General features: G+C 43.8%; 19 protein-coding genes. 14 read left to right on the top strand and 5 right to left on the bottom strand.

Annotated features, from left to right (window positions below; genetic code table 11):
* Positions 1–10: 10 nt before the first annotated feature.
* From der to ACZ49W_RS06925, 9 genes are all read left to right on the top strand, one after another.
* Positions 11–1,321: a ribosome biogenesis GTPase Der gene (gene der, locus ACZ49W_RS06965; RefSeq protein ID WP_464814594.1), complete on the top strand. Its 1,311-nt coding sequence runs from the start codon at positions 11–13 to the stop codon at positions 1,319–1,321.
* 137 nt (positions 1,322–1,458) lie between these two features.
* Positions 1,459–4,554 carry a pilus expression-regulating Snf2 family helicase gene (locus ACZ49W_RS06960; protein WP_464814593.1) on the top strand — a complete coding sequence of 1,032 codons (3,096 nt, stop codon included), beginning with the start codon at positions 1,459–1,461 and terminating at the stop codon, positions 4,552–4,554.
* A gap of 85 nt (positions 4,555–4,639) precedes the next feature.
* Positions 4,640–5,989, top strand: a complete 1,350-nt coding sequence (locus tag ACZ49W_RS06955) for an MATE family efflux transporter (RefSeq protein WP_464814592.1) — start codon at positions 4,640–4,642, stop codon at positions 5,987–5,989.
* A 110-nt stretch (positions 5,990–6,099) separates the two neighbouring features.
* Complete coding sequence (locus ACZ49W_RS06950; RefSeq protein WP_464814591.1) at positions 6,100–6,711, top strand: divisome accessory protein ZapJ; 612 nt, start codon at positions 6,100–6,102, stop codon at positions 6,709–6,711.
* Positions 6,712–6,724: 13 nt separating this feature from the next.
* Positions 6,725–8,056 (top strand): UDP-N-acetylmuramate--L-alanine ligase, encoded by a 1,332-nt coding sequence (gene murC / locus ACZ49W_RS06945; RefSeq protein WP_464814590.1) that lies wholly within the window; start codon positions 6,725–6,727, stop codon positions 8,054–8,056.
* Between the two features lie 9 nt (positions 8,057–8,065).
* Positions 8,066–8,548: a GNAT family N-acetyltransferase gene (locus ACZ49W_RS06940; RefSeq protein WP_464814589.1), complete on the top strand. Its 483-nt coding sequence runs from the start codon at positions 8,066–8,068 to the stop codon at positions 8,546–8,548.
* Positions 8,549–8,657: 109 nt separating this feature from the next.
* Positions 8,658–10,406, top strand: a complete 1,749-nt coding sequence (mltG, locus tag ACZ49W_RS06935) for an endolytic transglycosylase MltG (RefSeq protein ID WP_464814588.1) — start codon at positions 8,658–8,660, stop codon at positions 10,404–10,406.
* A gap of 79 nt (positions 10,407–10,485) precedes the next feature.
* Positions 10,486–10,971 carry a transcription elongation factor GreA gene (greA, locus tag ACZ49W_RS06930; protein ID WP_464814587.1) on the top strand — a complete coding sequence of 162 codons (486 nt, stop codon included), beginning with the start codon at positions 10,486–10,488 and terminating at the stop codon, positions 10,969–10,971.
* Between the two features lie 114 nt (positions 10,972–11,085).
* The gene (locus tag ACZ49W_RS06925) at positions 11,086–11,301 is read left to right on the top strand and encodes a YdbC family protein (RefSeq protein WP_464814586.1); all 216 of its coding nucleotides are present in this window, start codon (positions 11,086–11,088) and stop codon (positions 11,299–11,301) included.
* A gap of 78 nt (positions 11,302–11,379) precedes the next feature.
* On the opposite strand, the gene lysS is transcribed toward ACZ49W_RS06925, so the two are convergent.
* Positions 11,380–12,870: a lysine--tRNA ligase gene (gene lysS / locus ACZ49W_RS06920; RefSeq protein WP_464814585.1), complete on the bottom strand. Its 1,491-nt coding sequence runs from the start codon at positions 12,868–12,870 to the stop codon at positions 11,380–11,382.
* 160 nt (positions 12,871–13,030) lie between these two features.
* Between lysS and ACZ49W_RS06915 the strand changes: the two genes are divergently transcribed.
* Positions 13,031–14,071, top strand: coding sequence for a M42 family metallopeptidase (locus ACZ49W_RS06915; protein ID WP_464814584.1), 1,041 nt, complete (start codon positions 13,031–13,033; stop codon positions 14,069–14,071).
* 65 nt (positions 14,072–14,136) lie between these two features.
* Positions 14,137–15,039, top strand: coding sequence for an HAD family hydrolase (locus tag ACZ49W_RS06910; RefSeq protein WP_464814583.1), 903 nt, complete (start codon positions 14,137–14,139; stop codon positions 15,037–15,039).
* A 239-nt stretch (positions 15,040–15,278) separates the two neighbouring features.
* On the opposite strand, the gene ACZ49W_RS06905 is transcribed toward ACZ49W_RS06910, so the two are convergent.
* From ACZ49W_RS06905 to ACZ49W_RS06890, 4 genes are all read right to left on the bottom strand, one after another.
* Positions 15,279–15,935 carry a histidine phosphatase family protein gene (locus ACZ49W_RS06905; protein WP_464814582.1) on the bottom strand — a complete coding sequence of 219 codons (657 nt, stop codon included), beginning with the start codon at positions 15,933–15,935 and terminating at the stop codon, positions 15,279–15,281.
* A 442-nt stretch (positions 15,936–16,377) separates the two neighbouring features.
* Complete coding sequence (locus ACZ49W_RS06900) at positions 16,378–16,851, bottom strand: aminoacyl-tRNA deacylase (RefSeq protein WP_464814581.1); 474 nt, start codon at positions 16,849–16,851, stop codon at positions 16,378–16,380.
* A 91-nt stretch (positions 16,852–16,942) separates the two neighbouring features.
* Positions 16,943–17,893: a peptidoglycan recognition protein family protein gene (locus tag ACZ49W_RS06895; protein WP_464814580.1), complete on the bottom strand. Its 951-nt coding sequence runs from the start codon at positions 17,891–17,893 to the stop codon at positions 16,943–16,945.
* Between the two features lie 70 nt (positions 17,894–17,963).
* Positions 17,964–18,830: a glycoside hydrolase family 25 protein gene (locus tag ACZ49W_RS06890; protein WP_464814579.1), complete on the bottom strand. Its 867-nt coding sequence runs from the start codon at positions 18,828–18,830 to the stop codon at positions 17,964–17,966.
* 182 nt (positions 18,831–19,012) lie between these two features.
* On the opposite strand from ACZ49W_RS06890, the gene ACZ49W_RS06885 reads away from it, so the two are divergent.
* The 3 genes from ACZ49W_RS06885 (at position 19,013) to ppc (ending at position 22,715) form a co-directional block, all read left to right on the top strand.
* Positions 19,013–19,513, top strand: coding sequence for an ECF transporter S component (locus tag ACZ49W_RS06885; RefSeq protein ID WP_464814578.1), 501 nt, complete (start codon positions 19,013–19,015; stop codon positions 19,511–19,513).
* A gap of 12 nt (positions 19,514–19,525) precedes the next feature.
* Positions 19,526–19,906 carry a DUF4430 domain-containing protein gene (locus ACZ49W_RS06880; RefSeq protein WP_464814577.1) on the top strand — a complete coding sequence of 127 codons (381 nt, stop codon included), beginning with the start codon at positions 19,526–19,528 and terminating at the stop codon, positions 19,904–19,906.
* Positions 19,907–20,018: 112 nt separating this feature from the next.
* A complete protein-coding gene (gene ppc / locus ACZ49W_RS06875) occupies positions 20,019–22,715 on the top strand; it encodes a phosphoenolpyruvate carboxylase (protein WP_464814576.1) in 2,697 nt (898 codons plus the stop codon).
* Positions 22,716–22,751: the final 36 nt, after the last annotated feature.

Raw genomic sequence — 22,751 nt, 5'->3', positions numbered from 1 at the left:
GGAGAACAATATGGCACTACCAACAGTTGCTATTGTAGGGCGGCCCAATGTGGGCAAATCGACCCTGTTTAATCGGATCGCAGGAGAACGAATCTCGATTGTAGAAGATGTAGAAGGTGTGACGCGGGATCGGATCTATGCCACAGCCGAATGGCTCAACCGTTCCTTTAGTTTGATTGATACAGGTGGTATCGATGATGTGGATGCGCCTTTTATGGAGCAAATCAAGCACCAAGCTGACATCGCCATGACAGAAGCGGATGTCATCGTCTTTGTGGTGTCGGCAAAAGAAGGGGTGACCGATGCCGATGAGTATGTGGCAAAAATCCTCTACCGCACCCATAAACCAGTGATTTTGGTGGTCAATAAGGTGGACAACCCTGAGATGAAGTCTGAGATTTACGACTTTTATTCGCTTGGTTTAGGAGATCCCTATCCAGTGTCATCTGTCCACGGGATGGGAACAGGAGATGTACTCGATGCCATTATCAACGACCTACCAAATGAAGGCGAAGAGGAAGATCCAGACTTGATTAAGTTTAGCTTGATTGGTCGTCCCAATGTGGGCAAATCGAGTCTGATCAATGCCATCTTGGGTGAGGAGCGCGTGATTGCAAGTCCCATCGCAGGAACAACCCGTGATGCCATTGACACCACCTTTGTGGATAGCGAGGGGCAAGAATACCTCATGATTGATACCGCTGGAATGAGAAAGTCGGGCAAGGTCTATGAAAATACGGAGAAATACTCCGTCATGCGCTCCATGAGAGCCATTGACCGCTCCGACATCGTGCTTCTCGTCATCAATGCTGAAGAAGGCATCAGAGATTATGACAAGCGGATTGCTGGCTTTGCGCACGAAGCAGGTAAGGGGATGATTATCGTGGTCAATAAGTGGGATGCGATTGAAAAAGACAACCACACCACCAACCAGTGGGAAGCTAATATCCGGGAAGAATTCCAGTTTATCCCTTATGCGCCCATTATCTTTGTCTCAGCGGTGACCAAACAGCGGCTCAACCGCCTACCTGAGATGATTAAGCGCATCAGCGAGAGCCAAAACCGCAGGATTTCCTCAGCTGTGCTCAATGAAGTTATCATGGATGCGGTCGCCATCAACCCAACGCCAACGGATAAGGGAAGACGACTCAAGATTTTCTATGCCACTCAGGTGTCTGTCAAGCCACCGACCTTTGTCATTTTTGTCAATGAAGAAGAGCTTATGCACTTCTCCTACTTACGTTTTTTGGATAACCAAATCCGAAAAGCCTTTGGTTTTGAAGGCACACCAATTCACTTGATTGCAAGGAAAAGAAAATAGAATAGAATGAAAAGCAAGGTCATTTGGCTTTGCTTTTTCCTTTTGCAAAAAACCGATAAGATTTGTAAAATTAAGTTAATAATAGAAAAATAAATGGAAAAATGCTATAATAGAGGGGAAAATAAGGTGGTGACAGTATGGCAAGAATGATTCCAGGTCGTATTCGAAACGAAGGCATCGACCTGTCAGAAAAAGGCTTAGTCGAGTTTTTAGGAGAAAAGGCAGATACCATCAGTGCCTTGGTTGATGGTGTTTTCATTGACTTTTCTTTTGATGACGGTAGGGTCAAGTGTGAGTGTGTTGATTTTTCAAACAAGGGTTACTGCAAGCACTTGGCGGCTGTTGAGCATGCGCTTAAAAATCACTCCAAAGCCAAGCAATTAGCCCATCAGGTTCGGGTGAGAGAAGAAAAAAAGGTCAAGCAGGAAAAACAGAAATCCTTCGGACGCTTGTTTTTAGAAGGCTTGCAGCTGGATTATGACACCAGCACACTTTACCGTTTGTCTGCCTATGGGATTGAGGACACCTACCACAGAGAGATGCGCTGGACGCTAAAGCTTAATCGTCTTCCAGACAAGCGCAGTTATGTCATCCGTGATATCAAGTCTTTTTTGAATACGGTCAAAAAAGGACATGGGTATCAAATGGGGAAAAATTATTTTGAAACGCTTTCGCTGGATCGCTTTGATGAAGAAAGTCAAGCTGTCATTCGTTTTTTATGGCGCTTGGTTCCTGATCAAGACGGCATTGATACCAGTTATTTATTTGAGGGGCAAAATCGGTTTTTGTCTTTACCGAGTGGCTTTTTTGAGGAGGGGATGACCCTTCTCAGTCATCTTTATGAATTTGAGTATGAGCTGGGTCAAAAGACTTATCAAGAGGTCACCTTTGCTCCCTTGAGTCAAGTTGTTGGTCTGTATGAGATTAGAATAGAGGAGCGAAAGCATCAATTTGAGATGCGGATCACAGAAAATGATGCGACCTTTTTCTTTGGTTATGCTTATGCTTGGTATAGGGACACCTTCTACCAGTTAGACCTTAGGCAGCAAAAATTAGCCGCAGCTATTGATACCCTTCCCCTAGAGGATGAGGGGGACCGTTTCTTGTCTTTTCATCTGGAAGATCAAGATAAGCTGGCACTTAGTTTAAAGGACTTTGCCCAGCTAGGTCCGGTACGTGCACCTGAGCACTTGGAAATCAAGGATTTTGTTGCGATTTTTGCATTTGCTCTCTCAGACCCTCACACCATTGAGCTGACCCTTTCCTTTGACTATGGGACTAAAGAGGTGACGAGTGATGAGGAGCTTTCTAAACTTCCTTTTACTAGCCCTCGTGAGCACGAAGAGTCTGTCTTTTCCTTGATAGACAAGGCAGGATTTGAAGGGCGTTTTGTCGCTTACAAATCACAGCGTTGGGATAGGGACTGGTTTACCTTTTTCACCGAAAGTCTTCCCTTGTTTAAGCAAGCAGGACAGGTCATTGTGAGCGATGTCTTATCAAGTTTATTTGTCACCAAGGGACCTATGATTTCTCTTGAAAAGGCAGCGGGTTTACTAGAGGTGGCCTTTGATTTTTCTGGCATTTTAGAAACAGATGTCAAAGAAGCCATGAACGCTCTTCTCAATCAGAAATCCTATTATTTGAGCCGTTCAGGTCGTTTGGTGATTTTTGATGAGGAAACAAAAAAAGTCAGTGAGACCTTGAAGCGCTTGCGAGCAGGCAAGGTGTCAGACAATCGCTTGTCCATCTCTAGTAGTGGTGCCTACCAGATGACTCAGCTCTTTTCTGATATGGATCGGGTCACTTTTTCAAAAGAAGTGGAGCAAATGGCTTATGATCTCATGCACCCCGAACAGTTTGATTTGCCACCATTAGCCATCAAGGGAGAGCTACGCGATTACCAAAAGGTTGGGGTCAAGTGGTTTAACATGCTCAATAGCTATGGCTTTGGTGGAATTTTGGCAGATGATATGGGACTTGGCAAGACCTTTCAGACCATCGCTTTTTTGAGCAGTCAGTTGAGGGCAGATTCTAAGGTCTTGATTCTCTCGCCGTCTAGTTTGATTTATAACTGGCAGGATGAGTTTGAAAAATTCGCCCCGCATTTGGATGCCAAAGTGGCTTATGGTCCCAAGTCGCTTAGAGATGACATCATCTTAGCCAATCATCAGGTGACGATTACTAGCTACCATTCCTTTAGGCAGGATTTTGAACACTACAAGCGCCAAAGCTATGATTATTTGATTTTGGATGAAGCCCAGCATCTTAAAAATATGCGCACCAAGACTGCCCAGCATTTGCGTGCTTTTCCAGTTAAGCGGTGTTTTGCCTTATCTGGAACACCGATTGAAAATAAACTGATGGAAATCTGGTCGATTTTCCAAATGGTTTTACCAGGGCTTTTGCCAGGTCAACGGCAGTTTAGCAAACTCTCTCCAGAAGAGGTTGCCAAGTATATTCGCCCCTTTATCCTAAGACGTAAAAAAGAAGAGGTGCTCACAGAGTTGCCAGAACTGACGGAAGTGACCTATGTCAATGAGCTAGCTGATGAGCAAAAAGCCATCTACCTTGCCCAACTAGAGCAGATGCAGCAGATGATTCGGACGCATAGTGATGCGGAACTCAGTCGTGGTCGCATTGACATCTTGTCTGGTATCATGCGCTTGCGGCAGATTTGTGATACCCCTGCCCTCTTTATGCCCTATGAGGGGGAAAGCGGTAAGCTAGATAGCCTGTTTCAGTTGCTAGAGCAGATCAAGGAAAATGGGCACCGCGCCCTCATCTTTTCTCAGTTTAGGGGCATGCTAGACCTCCTAGAAGAAAAGATGGCTGATCTTGGCTTGAGTCACTTTAAGATAACTGGTTCTACCCCTTCGCATTTGCGCCAAGAGATGACCAAGGCCTTTAACAAGGGCGAGCGAGATAGCTTTCTCATTTCCTTAAAGGCAGGAGGAGTAGGGCTCAATCTCACTGGAGCCGACACGGTCATCCTCATTGACCTCTGGTGGAATCCAGCCGTTGAGATGCAGGCTATCGGTAGAGCCCACCGAATGGGGCAAGAAAATAAGGTTGAAGTCTATCGTCTTATCACAAAAGGCACGATTGAAGAGAAGATCTTAGCTCTTCAAGAAAGTAAAAAGCACCTCATCTCTACTGTCTTAGAAGGCTCAGGAGCCGAAGGCAAGTTGAGCTTAGAAGAAATTAAGATGATTTTAGGCATTGAGGTAGATTAGAGAAGGACTGGAGAGTATTTCCAGCCCTTCTTTATTTGCGACGTCAAATGTGTTATACTAAGAAAAAATAAGAAGAGGAAGAAGTATGTATCCAACCAAGAGTCAAGAAGAGAAAATCAAGCTCTTCTTTCAGATTTTTTTGCCCATATTGGTCTATCAATTCGCCAATTTTTCGGCTTATTTTATTGACACGACCATGACTGGTCAGTACAGCACACTGGATTTAGCTGGGGTGTCGATTGCGACCAATCTTTGGAGTCCCTTTTTTTCTTTTTTGACGGGGCTTTTATCTGCTTTGGTTCCGATTGTTGGTCAGCATTTGGGTCAGCAAAAGCCCCAGCGCATTGCTAGTGATTTTTATCAGTTTTTTTATTTGTCCTTGGGGCTAGCGCTTGTTTTGTTTGCTTTGATTTATATTGGTGCCCCAGCGGTCTTGGGCAGTCTTTCCTTAGATAGAGCAGTTCACCAGATTGCTTGGCGTTATCTGAGTTATCTTTCTATCGGAATTATTCCCCTCATGCTGTTTAGTGTCATCCGTTCTTTATTTGATGCGCTTGGTTTGACGCGGCTTTCCATGTATTTGATGCTTCTCATCTTACCGCTCAATGCTGGTCTTAATTATATGATTATCTACGGCAAAGGGCCTTTTCCAAGGCTCGGTGGGGCAGGAACAGGACTTGGAACGGCGCTTGCGTATTGGATTTTGCTGTTTGTAGCCTTAGCGATTTTGCGCTACCATCGCGTTTTAAAAGGCTACCGTTTATGGCAGGTTCGCCCGCTACGTTTTGAGGGGCTAAAGGCAGGTTTGCTGCTTGGTTTACCGATTGGGGGAACCATTTTTGCGGAGGTTGGGATTTTTTCTGCGGTTGGGATCTTGATGGCTAAGTTTTCGTCTTTGGTGATTGCTAGCCACCAGTCTGCTATGAACTTTTCCACGCTCATGTACGCCTTTCCTTTGAGTATTTCGATGGCGATGGCCATCATGGTTTCTTACGAAGTGGGGGCAAAGCGCTGGGAGGATGTGGCGGCTTATACCAAGATTGGGCGCATCATGGCAGGTTTATTCTTTTTTGTGACCTTTGTCTTTCTCTTTAGTTTTCGCTACCAAGTGGCAGAACTCTACGGGCACGACAAAGACTTTGTGCGCTTGACGGCAGTCTTTTTGACTTATAGCTTATTTTTCCAGATGGCAGATAGCTTTGCAGCTCCCTTGCAAGGGATTTTAAGAGGCTACAAGGATACTGCTGTTCCTTTTGTCATTGGTGTTGTGAGCTACTGGGGCGTTACCATTCCTGTTGCCTTGTTTTTAGATAATGTTTTGCACTTTGGTCCTTATAGCTATTGGATTGGCTTGATTTTGAGTTTGGTGGTGAGTGGGGCCTTGTTCCAATGGCGTCTCAACCGGGTGAAAAAGATTCAAGAAAGGGAGAGTTAGGCATTTTGCCTAGCTTTTTTTGATGGGAAATTGCCCCATTCCCACTTAATTTTGAAAAATAAAGGAATTTACGGTATAATAGGGTCTGTCTAGAGAAAGGAAAGAAATGCATGCCAGAAGCAAAGAGACGCTTCCCTCTTGTGGGTGACAATGAACCTGTCGTCACACCAGAGCGACAGATGAATTTGTATGAAGAAGCAGACTTTATTAGCAATAGCCATCAAAACCAATCGGCTCAACTTCCCCATCCTAGTGAGTGGGTGAGCTATGAGAACTTTGACCTCCCCCAGTTTAGTCAGGAAAAATCCTTGGTCAAGGAAAGTCCAGCACCTCCTTCTCCCCTAGAAGAGGGAGCGTCTTATGCTGAACGTATGAAAGAAGAGGCAAGACGAGATGTGAAGGCGAAAAAAAATGCCCACATTGAGCGCTTGCCTCAAAAAGCCCAGCTCACTTTTCCTATTTCAAAAGAAAAGGCCTTGATGGAATTGGCGCAAAAAAGGGAGTCCCTACACGATTTAACCGCTCCTCTTAGGCAAAAAGACTATATTTTAGTGGAGTTGAAAAAACGTTATAAGGAGCCAGATAACCCTTCCTTAAAGACAAAAAAGACAAGCAATAATTATGACTTTTTAAAGAAAAGCCAAATTTACAACCCGACAAAGAAATCCGAGTCAGATTACAAGCCCATTAAGGAAGTCAATCTGACCCACTACCATTCATAAAGAAGGAAAAACCATGACAAAGCACTATCATTTTATCGGAATTAAAGGATCAGGCATGAGTGCCCTTGCTCTTATGCTACATCAAATGGGGCACAAGGTCCAAGGAAGCGATGTGGACAAGTACTATTTCACCCAATATGGTTTAGAAGAAGCTGGCATTGCCATCTTTCCATTTGATGAAAAGAACCTGACAGAGGACGTTGAGTTGATCGCAGGGAATGCCTTTAGAGAGGACAACAACCAAGAAGTGGCCTATGCGATTAAGGAAAACCGTCCTTTTAGACGCTACCATGAGTTTTTGGGGCATTTTATGGAGCAGTTCACTAGTTTTGGTGTGGCAGGTGCTCACGGAAAGACGTCAACAACTGGGCTACTTGCGCATGTGCTCAAGCATATTGCGGATACGTCTTATTTGATTGGTGATGGGACAGGTAGGGGTTCTGCTAGCAGCGACTATTTTGTCTTTGAAGCCGATGAGTATGAGCGCCATTTTGCGCCATATCATCCCGATTATTCGATTATTACCAATATTGATTTTGACCACCCAGACTATTTCACCAGTCTTGAGGACGTTTTTTCGGCCTTTGACGACTATGCCAAGCAGGTCAAAAAAGCGCTATTTGTTTACGGTGAGGACAAGGAATTGCGCCGTTTGACTAGTCCAGCGGATATTTACTATTATGGTTTTTCAAAAGAGGATGATTTTACGGCAGTGGATTTGGTGCGAACGACCAATGGTTCTGATTTCAAGGTCGAGCATCAAGGGAAGGTCATTGGTTCTTTCCACTTGCCTGCTTTTGGTAAACACAATATTTTAAACGCCACAGCTGTCATTGCCAACCTTTATGTGGCTGGTTTTGATATGGCAGATGTGGCCAAACATCTTGGAACATTTGGTGGGGTGAAGCGTCGCTTTACTGAAAAGTTAGTAGGTGATACTATTATCATTGATGATTTTGCCCATCATCCGACTGAAATCGTGGCAACGCTTGACGCTGCTCGTCAAAAATACCCTTCAAAAGAAATCGTAGCCGTTTTCCAACCCCATACCTTTACACGGACGATTGCACTCTTGGATGAATTTGCCAGTGCTCTTGATGAGGCAGATAGTGTCTATCTGGCTCAGATTTATGGCTCAGCGCGTGAAGTGGATAAGGGTGAGGTCAAGATTGAAGACTTGGCAGAAAAGATTAAAAAGAAGGCAGAAACGATTACCGTTGACAATGTCTCACCGCTCTTAGGACACAAGGACGCTGTTTATGTCTTTATGGGAGCAGGGGACATCCAGACCTATGAGTATGCGTTTGAGCAGCTGATTTCACGGCTCGCTCAAAATAACCGATAAGGAGAACTCATGCAAATCAGAAATGCTAAAAGGAGCGATTTAGACGCGCTCTATGCGATTGAAGAGGAAAATTTTGCAGCAAACGAAGCCCTACCCAAATCGGTTTTAGAAGCCTATTTAGCGACGATTTCAGACACGCTCTTAGTTGCAGAGATAGACGGGCATTTGGCAGGCTATATTGCTAGTCACGCAAGAAAAGACAAGTATCTAGAGGATGAGGTCTTTACAGGGGCTAGACCCAATACCGTTGAAGGAGGCTTTTTGGTCATCAGTTCCCTCGCTGTTTCGAAGAGCTTTCAAGGTCAAGGAGTGGGGACAGCCCTTCTTGCTGCCTTAAAAGATTTGGCAGTCGCTCAGAACCGGCTTGGACTTAGTTTGACCTGCCACGATTACCTCATCAAATATTATGAATGGAATGGCTTCAAAGATGAAGGAGAATCCAGCTCGACGCTAGGTGGTGAAACTTGGTTTAATATGGTGTGGTATCGGTAACATTTTATTACAAGGAGATAACAATTTCCCGATAAAGTAGGGAATAATCTTGCTTTTATGCGACTTTTAGGTTATAATGGCGTTTGATAAAAATGAGGAGGTTGAGCGTTTGAAAGACAACGACACACCTAAGAAACAAGGTGAGCCCTCTTTTAAGGAGCAGATTTTATCTGAGCTAGAAGAGGCCAACCGATTAAGAAAATTAAAAGAAGAAGAACTCCGTCAAAAAGAGCTGGAAGTTCAAGCTGCAGCTGAAAAGACGGAGGAGCTTTTTGAGGCTTATACCGAGCAAAAGCGTCTTGAAGATCGTTCAAAAGGTGATAGGGCTGCTCTTGAAAAGAAAGCTCAAGCTGCTTTAGATGACATCAAGGTGGATGACACCATGGCTCATCTTGATCCCGAGGTGAGATCGACTCTCAATTACATCACCAGAACCTTTACACCAGATAAAAGGGACAAGGATGAGGATTTCTCGGCGAGCTCTCGTCTGAAAGAAGAACCGATTGAGCTGGTTCAGACGCAAAATTTAGCAGACCTCGTTGGTTTATCTGACCATGCAGAAGCAAGCCTTTCTGAGGTGATGGAAACCATGGATTTGTCCAACTTGCGACAAGACACGGCCTTTTTGACCGCCATCAAGGAAGAAGAGGAAAAAGAAGAAGCTAAGAAAACTAAAAAAGAGAAAAAAACTGATTTGCCGCGTAAGGACAAAAGCAAGCAAACAGGAACCTTGGCCAAGCGAATTTCGCGTGTCTTGATTGCCTTGATTTTGATTATTGGTCTTGGGACAGCTTTTTTTGGTTATACTTATGTCACTTCGGCGCTGAATCCCGTGGATAAAAAAGCCACAGACTATGTGCAGGTGGATATTCCAGCTGGTTCTGGCAATAAGTTGATTGGACAGATTTTAGAAAAAGCAGGCGTGATTAAGAGTGGAACGGTCTTTAACTACTACACCAAGTTCCATAATTACACTAATTTCCAGAGTGGTTACTACAATCTACAAAAGAGCATGTCACTGGAGGAAATCGCTAAAGCCCTGCAAGAAGGGGGAACAGCTGAGCCCACGAGACCAGCGGCTGGTAAGATTTTAATTCCTGAAGGCTACACGATTGAGCAAATCGCAACAGCCATCACGGAAAATGCAGCCAACAAGAAAAAGGGCAAAACACCTTATAAGCGGGCGGATTTCTTAAAATTGGTTAAGGACCAAACCTTTATCGAAAAGATGACCAAAAAGTATCCAGAATTACTCGCTAGCTTGCCTAAGGCTTCAGACGTCACCTATCAGTTGGAGGGGTATTTATTCCCAGCAACCTACAATTACTATGATGAAACCACTTTGGAAGATTTGGTAGATCAGATGTTGGCTGCGATGAATACCAACCTCTCCTCTTATTACAGTACGATTGAGTCTTCAGGAAGAACGGTGAATGACATTTTAAGTTTGGCTTCCTTGGTGGAAAAAGAAGGGGCGACAGACGATGATAGAAAGACCATTGCTGGAATTTTCTATAATCGCTTGAATCAAAATATGCCTTTGCAAAGCAATATTGCTATTCTTTATGCAGAAGGTAAGCTCGGTCAAAAGACGACCCTAGCAGAAGATGCTAGCATTGATACCAGCATTGATTCGCCTTATAATATCTATAAGAATACAGGTCTGATGCCTGGTCCAGTGGATAGCCCAGGGCTTTCAGCCATTAAGGCGGTCATCAAGCCAACGGAAACCAACTACCTTTACTTTGTCGCTGATGTGAAAACAGGCAAGGTCTATTATGCTGAAAACTATGATGAACACGAAGCTAACGTGGAAAAATACATCAATAGTCAGCTAAATAGTAGCAGTAGTAACTAGTGAAGTAGAGTTTGGGCTGGTCCCAACTCTCTTCTTTACACGAAAATTATTCAACATTATCATTAGAAAAGAGATTATTATGGCAGAAAAAACCTATCAAATGACCCTTGCAGAAAAAGAGCAACTTGAAAAAGAACTAGAAGAACTCAAGCTCGTTCGTCGTCCAGAAGTGGTCGAGCGTATTAAAATCGCTCGCTCGTATGGAGACTTGTCTGAAAACAGCGAATACGATGCCGCAAAAGATGAACAAGCCTTTGTGGAAGATCAAATTTCAACCCTTGAAACCAAGATTCGCTATGCTGAAATCATTGATAGCGATAGCATTGCTAAAGACGAGGTAGCGATCGGAAGAACCGTCGTTGTCCAAGAAGTCGGTACAAACGATAAAGATACCTATGCTATTGTTGGTGCAGCTAGTGCCGATATTTTCTCTGGCAAGATTTCCAATGAAAGTCCGATTGCCCAAGCCCTTATCGGGAAAAAAGTGGGAGAGACAGCAAGAATTGACTCTCCTGGTGGTAGCTACGAAGTGGAAATTGTTAGCGTTGCAAAAACAGAACAATAATATTCCAAGGGTAGGCAGAAAGCCTGCTCTTTTTTAAACTATTTTTCTCTACATTTTGGCAAGATTTTGCTATAATAAGAGAACCTATTGCGAATAATAAGATGAGGAGGCATTATGGCAGAATTTAAGTTTGAAATTGTAGAGGAACTCTTGGTTCTCTCTACCAGTGAAAATGGTTGGACCAAGGAGTTGAACCGCGTGAGTTTCAATGGGGCAGAGCCCAAGTTTGACATCAGAAGTTGGAGTCCTGATCACACCAAGATGGGAAAGGGTATTACCCTAACCAACGAAGAGTTCAAAACCTTGACGGATGCCTTTAAGGGACATTAAAAAAGAGTTTGGTACAATCCTATGTCCCCCAATGTTTGGGGAGCTAGGACGTGCCAGACTCTTTTTTGTTGGTTAGCTTTATTTCATCGTTGGGAAAAGAAGGACATCACGAATAGTGGTGGTATCGGTGAGTAACATGCAGAGACGGTCAATCCCAATACCAAGTCCACCTGTTGGTGGCATACCGTATTCGAGGGCTTCGATATAATCATAGTCGATGCCAGTTGCTTCATCGTCTCCCAATTCTTTGGCCTTTGCTTGGGCCTTGAAGCGCTCAAGCTGGTCGATTGGATCGTTTAACTCTGTGAAGGCATTGCCATATTCTTTGGTCATGATAAAGAGCTCAAAACGATCGGTAAAGCGTGGGTCTTCTGGGTTCTTCTTGGCAAGAGGAGAAACGGCAACAGGATGGCCATAGATGAAGGTTGGCTGGATAAGGGTATCTTCGACAAATTCTTCAAAGAAAGCATTGATGATTTGTCCGACTTCAGTGTAGTGCTTCTCCACAGGAACGTGTTTTTCCTTAGCCAGAGCAACCGCTTCTTCAAAGGTCATGTCTTGCCAGAAGTCCACACCTGTTTCTTCTTTGATGGCATCGACCATGTGGACGCGTTTGAATGGCAAGTGAATATCAATCTGTGTTCCTTGATACATGATTGGCCCCTCACCCTTAACTGCTTTAGCAGCATGTTGGATGATGCCTTCTGTCAGGTTCATGATGTCATCAAAGTCAGCGTAGGCTTCGTAAACTTCGATGGAAGTAAACTCAGGATTGTGGGTTGCATCCATCCCTTCATTACGGAAAATCCGTCCGATTTCATAGACTTTTTCCATACCACCGACGATTAAGCGTTTCAAATGCAACTCGGTTGCGATACGAAGCACCATATCGATATTTTGTGCATTGTGATGGGTGATGAAAGGACGAGCCGCAGCGCCTCCTGCTTCGTTGTGAAGGACAGGGGTCTCTACTTCCAAGAAGCCAAGTCCGTCAAGATAACGGCGGATTTCAGAGATGATTTGAGAGCGTGTGATAAAGCGTTCAAAACTCTCACGGTTGGAAATCAAGTCCAAGTAGCGCTTGCGGTAGATGGTTTCGACATCAGTCAGGCCGTGGAATTTCTCAGGCAGAGGGCGAAGGGCCTTAGAGAGATGCGTGAGCTTGGTTGCCTTAATAGACAACTCGCCCATATCGGTCCGCATGATTTCGCCTTCTACTCCTAGGAAATCACCAAGGTCTGCTTTTTTGAAAATTTCGTAATTTTCTTCACCCACCATGTCTTTTCTGACATAGATTTGGATTTGACCTTCACGGTCTTGGATATGGGCAAAACCAGCCTTACCCTTGCCACGCTTGGTCATAAGACGACCAGCGATAATAGCTGTTTGGTCGAGTTCGAGTAGGTCTTCTTTGGTTTTATCGGCGTATTTGGCTTTCAACTCACCAGAGTTGCTGGTGCGCTCAAAGCGTTTTCCAAAAGGATCAATCCCTTGTTGGACTAGGTCATTCATTTTTTGACGACGAACCAACTGCTGATCGTTGAGTTCTTCTAAGTGTTCTGTTGTCATGTTATCCTCCTTGTAGTCATCCCTTTCATTTTACCACAAAAGAGGGGGAAAATATACCCTGAAAGCTAAGAAAATCAATGAAAGACCAAGGGGTAATCTGAGATGAGTTGCACAAGAAATAGCGAGATTGTGCTATAATAAGAAATAGGAGGATAAAGCAATGAAGACAGTTGTGGATTATTTACAAGAATTGGTGGCGATTCCCTCACCGACAGGCTATACCAAGCAGGTAGAAGCCTATTTGGTGCAAACTTTGGAGCAGCTAGGCTATCAGCCAGAGCATAGCCCAAAAGGAACGGTCAGTGTCACACTTGAAGGAGAAATCACGGACAAGGAGCGTTATGTGACCGCTCATGTGGACACTTTGGGAGCGATTGTGAGAAGTATCAAGCCAGATGGACGCTTGAAGTTAGACAAGATCGGAGGCTACCCTTGGAACATGATTGAGGGAGAAAATTGCCTTATTCACTCATCCAAGACAGGTCAAAAACATAGTGGAACTATCCTGATTCATCAAACCTCAACCCATGTCTATAGGGACGCAGGAACCTTAGAGCGCACTCAGGATAATATGGAAGTCAGGCTAGATGAAAAGGTTAAAACAGCAGACGAAACTAAAGAACTAGGCATTGGAGTAGGGGATTTTGTCTCTTTTGATCCACGTTTTCAAGTGAGTGAGACGGGTTTTATCAAGTCACGTTTTTTGGATGACAAGGTATCAGCTGCCATTTTGCTCTATCTTTTGGATTGCTACCAAGCCGAAAAGCTGGTCTTACCCGTGACGACCACCTTTGCCTTTAGTGTTTTTGAGGAGGTGGGACACGGAGCTAACTCCAACTTCTCAGACAAGGTAGTCGAGTATGTGGCGGTAGATATGGGCGCTATGGGAGATGACCAAGCAACAGATGAGTACACGGTTTCTATCTGTGTCAAGGATGCGTCTGGTCCTTACCATTATGCTTTTAGGCAGCATTTGGTGGATTTGGCACAAGCCCAAAACATCCCTTATCAGCTTGACATCTATCCGTATTATGGCAGTGATGCGTCCGCTGCGATTTCTGCTGGTCTTGAAGCCAAACATGCTCTTTTTGGAGCGGGCATTGAGTCTAGCCACTCCTATGAGCGAACCCATTTAGATTCGGTGGAGGCAACCAAATATCTTCTCAACGCTTATTTGTTTAGCCCTTTGGTTGAAGATTAGGTGTGAAAATAGTATAATGAAAGCGTCCCATTTTCTTAAAAAAATGAAAGAAAGGCTGAAAAAACGTGATCACTTCCATTGTATTTGACGTCGATGATACCATTTATGACCAAGAAGCCCCTTATAGACTAGCGATTGAGCAGGTCTTTCCTGATTTTGATTATGAGCATAACCAACAGGCTTATATCCGTTTTCGCCATTATTCTGATGTTGGTTTTCCACGTGTTATGGCCAAAGAGTGGACCACGGAGTATTTCCGTTACTGGCGTTTGCGTGAGACCTTGTTAGAATTTGGTTACAGGGAGATTGATGAAGCGAGTGCTAAGACTTTTCAAGAGGTTTACGAATATGAGCTAGATCATATCACCATGCTTGATGAGATGCGCATGACCCTTGATTTTCTCAAGGAAAAAGGGGTCAAGATGGGCATTATTACCAATGGACCGACCGAGCATCAGCTCAAAAAAGTCAAAAAACTAGGCCTTTATGATTACATCGAGCCCAAGTGCGTTATCGTCAGTCAAGCTACCGGTTTTCAAAAGCCAGAAAAAGAGATTTTCAATCTGGCGGCCGAGCAGTTTGACATGAATCCCAGCACCACCCTTTATGTGGGGGACTCTTACGACAATGATGTCAAGGGGGCACAGGCAGCAGGCTGGCATGCGCTGTGGTTTAACCACCGTGGTCGAACCCTAAAGGCTGGTCACAAGCCGGTTTATGATTTGGAGATTGATAACTTCGAGCAGCTTTACGGAGCCGTCAAGGTCTTGTTTGACCTTCCGACCAACAAGTATATTTTTGATGCCAATGACAAAGAAAATCCTGTCTTTCAAATGGGCTTGGAAAATGGTCTGATGATGGCAGCAGAGAGACTTCTTGAGAGCAATATGAGTATTGATAAGGTGGTCATCATGTTGCGCCTGGATAAAAAACAAGAGCGCCTCCTTCGGATTAAATACACGAGGTAATCGCCTTTTTCGTGAAGTGAATAATATAGTCGTTTAGGTTATCTTTTATGACTTTGTTAACTCTTGCCTAACTCCAGTGATGTCTGCGACAACGCCATTTTATCCTAAAAGCAAACAAACTGACTATAAAACAGAGGCTGGGAAAAATGTACCCAACCTCTGTTTATTTCTAACCTAAATATAAAAGAGTGAGGAAAAATCAAAGACGGTAACATTGAGCCGATTTTTCCCACTCTCTTTTATTGTGCCATGAGTTTGGCTGGTTGGTAGTCCTCAGACGTCATGTAGGACAGGTCATTCCAAATGACCACTTTAAAGGTTTGATTATCCGTGGTTTCAAGAATGGTGATGCTGCCGTTATCCAGAAAACCCTTTTGCCTCAAGAGAGCGGTCGGATAACCAAGAAGGTAGCCTAGTCCTGCTGATAGGGTCGGACCGTGTCCCACGATAAGGACATTATCTAGTTCGTCTGGATTCAGCTCTTGGATAAAGTCAGCAATGCGGTGGGTGACCTGATAGACACTCTCTGCGCTAAACAAAGAATGATTGAATTGGGCGAGATTGTGGGCAAAGGCATGCATCTGTTTGGGATAGATGGCATTGATAATGCTGAATTTTTGACCTTCGAGATTGCCCAAATGCCATTCTCTAAGTTGTTTGGTCTTATCCAGTCGTGGTGGATTGATCTGCTGATTTTGGATAATCCTTGCCGTGTCCTTAGCTCGTTTGAGGTCGCTCGTGTAGATGCGGTCAAATGGCACATATTTCAGCGCCTGACCGAGTTCATTGATTTGTGAAATCGCATCGGTGGTCAACTCTGGGTGGTTGGTCGCGCCTTGTAAGCGCCCTTCCAAATTCCACGATGTCTCACCGTGCCTGATAAAATAAAGTTTCATCTCATCTCCTTTTATTAAGATACAAAGGTGCGGTTCTTGCTTTAGCAAGAAATCTTCCAAAGAAAATTAGGGAACTTGACGAAGAAACCTTAGTTTCTAGGAAAGTGAGTCTATTTTCAAAGGAAGATACAAAGTCGCGATTTGCGTTAGCAAAATTTTCAATGGGAAAATAGCGAAGTATTCCCCTCGCCAGAGATAAAGGTCACTTGCGTTCCTCTTTATCCCACGCTTCTTGCTATTAGGCAAGAAGCTAAGCGACTGACTAGCTTTTTCATTCGGTCAACTTGACCTCAGAAAAAGCGTCGCCACCATAAGATACAAAGGGCGTTCAGCCCGAGTTCCACTCGCTAGTGATAAAGGACGCTAACGCATCTCTTTATCCTACGCTTCTTGCTATCTGGCAAGAAGCTAGCCGCAAAGCTCACCTTTACTTTTCGCTTCATCATTCGCTCAGATCAGCAAAGTGCGCTTCTACAAAGTCAGCTAAGGTTTGGCTATGCACGTCAATGGAGCGTCCCACTTCGCCCGAAGAGACAATCATATCTCCAAGCTCAAGCGCGCTGTTATCAATATAAATGGGAAAGTTGTGTCTTTGGCGAATGCCGACAGGATTATTGGCACCATGGATATAGCCAGTGGTTTTTTGTAAGTCCTTTTGCGGAATCATATGGACTTTTTTGTTGCCAGATACCTTGGCTAGTTTTTTCTCAGAGAGATGGCGAGTGATGGGAAGAATACCAATCACAGGCCCTGTTTTATCTCCTATCAGTGCAAGGGTTTTAAAAATCCTGTCCCTCGTGATGCCGTCAGGCAAATCGCCTTCAAGGGCATTGAGAGCTAAGGCAGTATAAGGGATATTGGCCTTGTCTAAGATTTGTTCGACAAGGGTCTTCTTCAAACTTTTTTTCTTACTCACGTTTTTTCCTTTTTTTGTGAAATGATCTCGTCCTAAAAGATAAACGAAAAGACGGTATTAAGATTATTATAGCATGTTTTTATCGTCAGCACTAGGTCAAGAGATTGTAATAGGCTTGAACCAAGTCCACAAAGTCTGCAAATTGGTATGAGACACCAAAAAAGGATTGGGCGCTATTTTCAAAATAAGCGCTTGGGTCGGTGTGATCTGTCCCTCCTAGATAGGTGCTGACTAGCTCATGGCTCCAGACGGTTCCTGTCTTATCTTCCTTAGCCATGGTCACAGGTAGCCCGTTTTGCTTGAGCTGATAGGCGGTGTAGTAGGCGGCGTTTGCGAGCTGTTTGGCGAAATCTTTTGCAGAATGCTGGTGAACCATTTCAAACTGGATATAGTAAGGATTGGCATTGGGGCCAGCCCCTTGGGCAGCTTTTTTCTCATCGGCAATAGACAAGACCTTGTTTTGGTCGATAAAGGCATGGACAAAAACGCCAGTCTTTGGGTAATTTTTAACCATATAGTCCACTTCGCTGTCTAGGCTTGAGCTGTCGTTGCCTGTGCTGTGAACGATGATCCCTCTTGGTTTTTGTAACCAAGTTTGATAGGAAGAGGCTTGAAAGCCTTGGTCCTTTCTCTCTAATTTAGCTTTAGGATAGTGGAGGGTATCTGCGATATAGCTATTGATGGGGTTTTGGTGATTGAGATCAAGCCCCCTTGCTTCTGCAAAGTAGGTCTGGTTTTTAAAAATCACCTTGACAAAGGTCTTGGGCTGTCCAAAAAGATAGGACAGGTGATAGGACTTGATTTTAAGAGCGGTATTGGCTGGAACTTGTCTAGACCACAGGGTGGATCTGGTCGGATAGAGGTTTAAAGCGGTCTTAGTGCGTACCAGTTCTTGGTCCTTGAGCGTATAGCTACTTCTTGGAAGAATGGTTGTGAGTAAGCCCACGATCAAGATGATGAGGGCTAAAAGAAAAAGTCCTAGTTTTTTTCTGTTTCGTCTGATTTTACGATTGGTTTGTCGTTTCTTCTTTTTTCTTGGCATGATTTTATCTTATCATATTTTTTAGAAATTAGAGGTGGATAAACTAAAGAAGAGCCAAACAGTTTTGGCTCTAATTGTTTTCTTTTATGGGACCAAATAATTTTTCGTAAGTGGTCTTTTTATCCTTGTTAACTGAGATTTGATTGAGGTCAAGTGGTCGATCAAATCCGTTGAGATAACCTTGAGAGGTGTATTGGTGGAGGTCATAGTTGAGCGTGGTATTTGGTGCTGCTTCAAAATAACCAGAGTCAGAGCCATAGGTTGGAATCCAGACGGCATCAAAATTTTTGACCGAGATTTCTTGCTCCTGCATAAAGTAGGTCCCAATGTAGATACCGACATTTTTAGCGCCTAAATCCTTTAGTTCTTTTCTAAAAGCCTCGATGCCTTTATTCATATCCTTCATGGTTTCTTCTTCAACGTCAACCCAGTAAAAGGTCGGGTGGTAAGGAGAAGCGTTTTTATAAAATTCTTGCGCTTCTTCTTTCATTTCCTTGACATTTTTACCAAGGGCATAACTATAAACAGCAACAGGGACATTTCTTTTTTGGAGCTCTTTGATATGGGTGCGAAAAGATTTGTCCACCCCTGTGGTATAGGCAGCGTTATTGGTGGCTGTGATTTGTGACCCGCCATAAACGCGCACAATAGCTCCGGAAATTTGGTTTGATAGCATATCGTAGTCAATCTCACTAGGGAGTTGCCAGCCAGAAAGATCGATAATGGGATTTAATACAACATCTGTTTGCGTGCTTGTTGAGCTTGTCTTTTTTTGGCTCGATTTAGAAGTTGAGGTGGGAAGCTGGTTCAATGTGGCTTTAGCTTGGGCGAGGTTTTTCTTTTGGATGTGATCCGAATGCACCTTAGCGACAAGAACCAATAGGCTAAAGAGAGCAAAAAAGATTAGCACGACGATGGGTTTTAGTCTTCTTCTCATCATTACCTCCATTGTAACCGAAAAATGCTTAAAAAGCAAAGTTTGTTTTTAGAATTGGGACGCTTTAGTGATAATGTTATATAATTTTTGATAAAATGTTATATTTGGTAACTAATGTAACAAAGAAATCTTGACAAGAGGGCTTCTTTTGGAGTAAACTGAGGGAAGAAGAGGTGAAAAATGTGTCTGTGAAACAAATCAGTCGTGTGGCGATTTTAGCTGCCCTGTGTGTGGTCTTGCGCTATGCGTTTTCGAGCCTTCCCAACATCCAGCCCTTGACGGCTATTTTTTTGTGGTGGGCGCTATGGGTTAGCTTCGGGGAATCCTTAGCGATTATGACGATCAGTATGGTAGTGAGTGGCTTTTTGTTGCTATTTGGACCTTGGGTCTTATTTCAAATCCTGTCTTTTGCGCTGGTGGTGAGCTTATTTAGGCTCCTAGCTGGGCAATTGGGGAGAAAGTCCTTAATCATTCAGACTTTCCTTGCAACAGGGGCAACCTTTTGCTATGGCTTACTCATTGATAGTATGCTGGCGCTATTTTATGACAGTCCAGTTATGGTTTATGTCCTATCAGGTCTTAGCTTTGATGTTTTACATGCCTTATCGACCTTAGTGTTTTACCCTTTGGTGGGACGTTTATTTGCTCGCTTTTTCCCTCAACTATTTCAAAATAAAATTTAAAGGAGTCTTGCGATGACCAAATGGATTAAAACCCTACTTGTTACCCTAGCTTGTTTCTTGGTGACGGCTTGTGCCAATTCAAATACCCAAAAAACAGAAGAAAAAACCGCCCAAACGACGGTGCACCTGATTGTGACTGCTAATAACAATAAGACGGATGAAACGGTCAAAGCCCAAAAAGATAGCACCGTCATGGATGTCTTAAAAGCCAACTATGATGTTAAAGAAAAAGACGGTTTTATCACAGCTATTGATGGTGTCTCTCAGGACGAGGCAAAAAAACGCTACTGGATGTTTAAGGTCAATGACAAAGTCGCTCCAAAAGCCGCCAATCAAATCAAGGTTAAAGAAGGCGATAAGATTGAATTTTATCAAGAAACCTTTAACAATTAAGAAAAAGTGGGAAGCCCCACTTTTTTTGTGAAACGGTGAACGTTATTGGTATTTTTGGCAAAAACGTGATAGGATAGAAAGAGTAAGAAAGCATGAGTGAGGAAAGTGAGCTGTGAGTATTCAACGATTAGAAAATTTAAGTGATAAAACCAGTGTTGAAAAAGAAGTTGCCATCTTAAAACAATTGCTTGAAGAAGTTACCCAACAAATAGCAGGCAATGAAACGATGGATCTAATTAGGCGACTGAGTGAACAGTCCTTAAAGCAAGATTACCAAGCGCTTGAAGCAACGATTCATAGCATTAGCAATGAGCAAATGGTCGTGATTGCTCGCTATTTTTCGATTTTACCGCTTTTAATCAATATTGCAGAAGACGTTGATTTGTCTTATGCGGTCAATTATCAAAAAAATCAAGATGAAGACTACCAAGGGAAGTTGTCCTTGATTATGGACGAAGTGGTCAAAGAAGCAGATGCCAAACACTTGCTTGAAAAAATGACCGTTGTTCCTGTCTTGACAGCCCATCCAACCCAAGTGCAACGCAGAACCATGTTGGGGCTAACCAGAAGCATTCATCAGCTATTGCGCAAGCACCGAGACTTAAAAGAAGGGCTCTTGGATGAGAAAAAATGGCGGCGTGACCTCCGCAGGCAGATCCAGCTCATCATGTCTTCGGATATGATTCGGGAGAAAAAGCTCAAAGTTAAAAATGAGATTACCAATGTCACGGAGTATTACAACCAGTCTTTGATTGCGGCCATTACGGACTTGACTTTGACCTATAAGCGACTAGCTAGTGAGCGTGGGCTAGACTTAGAAACCCCTCATCCCATTAACATGGGCATGTGGATTGGAGGAGATAGGGACGGGAATCCTTATGTGACAGCTGAAACCCTACGCTTGTCGGCGGTGACACAAAGCGATGTCATCTTGTCCTACTATATCCAGATGGTTGAGGGCTTGTACGATGAGCTATCCATTTCGACCTCTCTTTCACAAGCAACACCAGAAGTGGAAGCCTTAGCGGAGAAATCCACCAACAGTTCTGAGTTTCGTGAGAAAGAGCCTTACAGAAGAGCGCTTGATTATATCAAGATGCGCTTACAAGCGACCAAGGATTACTTGGTCTTGGACCAAGAAAATCCCCTTCGTTATCAAAAAGCGCAGGATTTCAAGGCGGATTTGAAGGCGATTGAAACCTCGCTTGAGACCCATCAAGGGCAAGGTTTGATTGAAGGGCCTTTTGAAGCGCTTCTTATGGCAGTGGATATTTTTGGTTTTTATTTGGCTAGCATTGATTTACGTCAAGATTCGAGTGTTCATGAGGCTTGTGTGGCTGAACTCTTGCGAGAAGCGCAGATCGAAGCGCATTATAGCCAGCTAGACGAGAAGGAAAAATGCCGTGTGCTCCTCCATCAATTAATGGAAGAGCCGAGGACGCTTTCTTCTGTTCCCAGTCAAAAGTCAGAACTCTTACAAAAAGAGTTGGCTATTTTCCAAATGGCGCGTGATCTCAAGGATAAAATCGGTGAAGAGGTCATCAAGCAACACATCATCTCGCATTCAGAAAGTGTATCTGATCTCCTTGAGTTGGCTGTCCTCCTCAAAGAAGTTGGGCTGGTTAATCAAGAAAAAGCAAGAGTTCAGATTGTGCCGCTTTTTGAAACCATCGAGGATTTGACCAGTGCTAGCGCCATCATAGCAGGGTATTTGGAGCTTCCTGTCGTGGATAGCTGGCTAAATCATAACCACCGTTACCAAGAGATTATGCTAGGCTATTCTGACAGTAACAAGGACGGTGGCTACTTAGCTTCTGGCTGGACGCTTTATAAGGCCCAGCGGCAACTAACGGCTATCGGGGACGAGCATGATGTCAGGATTACCTTCTTCCATGGTCGCGGTGGTACAGTCGGTCGTGGTGGGGGGCCATCTTATGATGCCATTACCTCTCAGCCTTTTGGTTCTATTAAGGATCGCATCCGCCTCACTGAGCAAGGAGAAGTCATCGGGAATAAATATGGAAACAAAGACGCTGCCTACTACAATCTCGAAATGCTGGTTTCTGCCACGCTCAATCGCATGGTCATGCGCATGATATCAGATGAGGCAGACATTGTGGAGTATCGAGCGATTATGGATGAGATTGTAGCGGATAGTTATGCGACTTACCGAGACTTGGTTTTTCATAATCCACACTTTTATGATTATTTCTTCACGGCAAGTCCTATCAAGGAAGTGTCTAGCCTCAATATCGGATCACGTCCAGCTGCTAGAAAAACCATCACAGAAATCAGTGGCTTAAGAGCCATTCCTTGGGTCTTTTCTTGGTCACAAAATCGGGTCATGCTTCCTGGTTGGTACGGGGTCGGCTCAAGTTTTAAGGCCTTTATTGATAAAGAGGAGGGAAATCTTGCTATGCTACAAAAAATGTATCAAGAATGGCCTTTCTTTAGAAGTCTCTTGTCTAATGTAGACATGGTCTTGTCCAAGTCCAACATGAACATTGCCTTTCGCTATGCAGAACTCTGTGAAGACGAGGAGACAAGGAGTGTCTTTAACCTGATCTTAGATGAGTGGCAACTGACCAAGGAGCTAATCCTTGCTATTGAAGGGCATGATGACCTTTTGTTTGATAACCCTTATCTCAAAGCCAGCCTTGATTACCGCCTGCCTTACTTCAATGTCCTCAATTATATCCAAATTGAGTTGATTAACCGCTTGCGCTCAGGCGAGCTCTCTCCTAAGCAGGAAAACCTCATTCACATCACTATCAACGGCATTGCAACAGGGCTTCGGAACTCTGGTTAAAGGCAAGAAAACTTTTGGTTACGACCAGAAGTTTTT

The organism is Streptococcus sp. STR1/CE/0325 (assembly GCF_055386095.1).
Note: the sequence above shows the minus strand (reverse complement) of the source record. Positions and strands in the feature narration are given on the sequence as shown.

What these genes read in the sequence shown, in the direction of transcription:
- der (WP_464814594.1), top strand. Translation starts at nt 11, where the DNA reads ATGGCACTACCAACAGTTGCTATTGTAGGGCGGCCCAATGTGGGCAAA.
- ACZ49W_RS06960 (WP_464814593.1), top strand. Translation starts at nt 1,459, where the DNA reads ATGGCAAGAATGATTCCAGGTCGTATTCGAAACGAAGGCATCGACCTG.
- ACZ49W_RS06955 (WP_464814592.1), top strand. Translation starts at nt 4,640, where the DNA reads ATGTATCCAACCAAGAGTCAAGAAGAGAAAATCAAGCTCTTCTTTCAG.
- ACZ49W_RS06950 (WP_464814591.1), top strand. Translation starts at nt 6,100, where the DNA reads ATGCCAGAAGCAAAGAGACGCTTCCCTCTTGTGGGTGACAATGAACCT.
- murC (WP_464814590.1), top strand. Translation starts at nt 6,725, where the DNA reads ATGACAAAGCACTATCATTTTATCGGAATTAAAGGATCAGGCATGAGT.
- ACZ49W_RS06940 (WP_464814589.1), top strand. Translation starts at nt 8,066, where the DNA reads ATGCAAATCAGAAATGCTAAAAGGAGCGATTTAGACGCGCTCTATGCG.
- greA (WP_464814587.1), top strand. Translation starts at nt 10,486, where the DNA reads ATGGCAGAAAAAACCTATCAAATGACCCTTGCAGAAAAAGAGCAACTT.
- ACZ49W_RS06925 (WP_464814586.1), top strand. Translation starts at nt 11,086, where the DNA reads ATGGCAGAATTTAAGTTTGAAATTGTAGAGGAACTCTTGGTTCTCTCT.
- lysS (WP_464814585.1), bottom strand. Translation starts at nt 12,870, where the DNA reads ATGACAACAGAACACTTAGAAGAACTCAACGATCAGCAGTTGGTTCGT.
- ACZ49W_RS06915 (WP_464814584.1), top strand. Translation starts at nt 13,031, where the DNA reads ATGAAGACAGTTGTGGATTATTTACAAGAATTGGTGGCGATTCCCTCA.
- ACZ49W_RS06905 (WP_464814582.1), bottom strand. Translation starts at nt 15,935, where the DNA reads ATGAAACTTTATTTTATCAGGCACGGTGAGACATCGTGGAATTTGGAA.
- ACZ49W_RS06895 (WP_464814580.1), bottom strand. Translation starts at nt 17,893, where the DNA reads ATGCCAAGAAAAAAGAAGAAACGACAAACCAATCGTAAAATCAGACGA.
- ACZ49W_RS06890 (WP_464814579.1), bottom strand. Translation starts at nt 18,830, where the DNA reads ATGAGAAGAAGACTAAAACCCATCGTCGTGCTAATCTTTTTTGCTCTC.
- ACZ49W_RS06880 (WP_464814577.1), top strand. Translation starts at nt 19,526, where the DNA reads ATGACCAAATGGATTAAAACCCTACTTGTTACCCTAGCTTGTTTCTTG.